The sequence below is a fragment of the Bradyrhizobium sp. P2_E8 genome (assembly GCF_056403875.1).
Map to the genome: position 1 here is coordinate 1 of NZ_JBFUES010001364.1, position 1,571 is coordinate 1,571.

The 1,571-nt window shown below is 62.9% G+C and carries 2 protein-coding genes; one reads left to right on the forward strand and one right to left on the reverse strand.

Annotated elements, in window-relative coordinates:
• Nucleotides 1-134 precede the first annotated feature (134 nt).
• Complete coding sequence (locus AC1D00_RS40490) at nucleotides 135-1,019, forward strand: 4-hydroxyphenyl-beta-ketoacyl-CoA hydrolase (RefSeq protein ID WP_011090280.1); 885 nt, start codon at nucleotides 135-137, stop codon at nucleotides 1,017-1,019.
• A 96-nt stretch (nucleotides 1,020-1,115) separates the two neighbouring features.
• On the opposite strand, the gene AC1D00_RS40495 is transcribed toward AC1D00_RS40490, so the two are convergent.
• Nucleotides 1,116-1,571 (reverse strand): GlcG/HbpS family heme-binding protein (locus tag AC1D00_RS40495; RefSeq protein WP_477014557.1); only part of this gene is annotated, 456 nt, incomplete at its 5' end.

The following is a 1,571-nucleotide window of genomic DNA, read 5'->3' on the forward strand; positions in this document are numbered from 1 at the left end:
TTTCGCGAAAACAACCCCATGCACAGTAGAAACGGCCGGATCGGCCCGACCGGCGAGATCGATAAGCTGCGGCAATGCCTTGCCAAATTCGTTATATCATATAATCAATTTGGCAACCCGTCGGGAGGAAACCAATGCCGAAGCTGAAGCTGCCCAATATCGACGATGTCGTCGCGATCGACATCCACACCCACGCCGAAGAGCCCTGTGGCTGCCACGCCGACGACGGCTATGACGACTTCCAGGCGCAGATGGCGGAGTACTTCAAGTCGCCGAACAAGCATCCGCCGACCGTGCCGGAGACCGCGGCCTACTACCGCTCCAAGAACATCGCCGCCGTGATCTTCCCGGTCGACGCCGAGCGCGAGACCGGTTTCCGCCGCTACAACAATTACGAGATGCTGGAGGTTGCCTCCGACCATCTCGACGTCCTCATTCCGTTCGTCTCGATCGACCCGCACAAGGGCAAGCTCGGCGCGCGCGAGGCGCGCAAGCTGATCGAGGAATACGGCGTGCGCGGCTTCAAATTCCACCCGACCATGCAGGGCTTCTATGCCAACGACCGCATGGCCTATCCGCTCTACGAAGAGATCAACAATGGCGGCGCGATCGCGCTGTTCCACACCGGTCAGACCGGCGTCGGCTCGGGCATGCCCGGCGGCATGGGCATGCGGCTGAAATATTCCAACCCGATGTACATGGACGACGTCGCGGCGGACTTCCCCGACCTCAAGATCATCCTCGCCCACCCTTCCTTCCCCTGGCAGGAAGAGGCGCTGTCGGTCGCGACCCACAAGCCGAACGTCTACATTGATCTCTCGGGCTGGTCGCCGAAATATTTCCCGCCGATCCTGGTGCGCTACATCAACTCGATCCTTCAGGACAAGATGCTGTTCGGCTCGGACTGGCCGGTGATCACGCCGGACCGCTGGCTGTCGGATTTCGCCAAGATCGACATCCGCGACGAGATCCGGCCGAAGGTGCTCAAGGCCAACGCGCGCAAGCTGCTGGGGATCTAGGCGCGTCCTCATCGCCACGGCGCATTGAGGGCTTCGCGGTTGCCGAAGCCCTCACGCTAACGCGCTCAAGGCCCCGCTGAGGCGGGCAAGGCGGCCCTAAAACTCGAGCTTGTCGCGTATGGCGTCGATTCCGGCCCTGGCGCAGGCTTCGTCAGCATCGCCGCCAGGCGCCCCAGACACACCGACGGCTCCGACCAGCGAACCGCCCGCTTCGACAATCAATCCGCCACCTATGATGACCACGCCGGGGAGATTGCGGATACCGGCCTGCATCATGCCAGGTTGGCTGACGGCATTCAGTTCGGTGGTGCTGGTACGGAATGTTGCTGCGGTCCACGCCTTGCCCGAGGCCGTCGAAACGGTGTGAGCGCCTGCGAACCTGTCACGAAGGATCACCTGTGTCCCCCCGAAGCGATCGACAACCGCGACGGCGACCTGGTACCCGCGTGATCGGCAATCGCCAAGCGCTGCCCGGGCCAGATCAAGCGCCAGCTCGGGACTCAGGGATTTGTAGGTCGCGAGCGGCTCCTGCGCCATTGCCGGGTGCGCGAG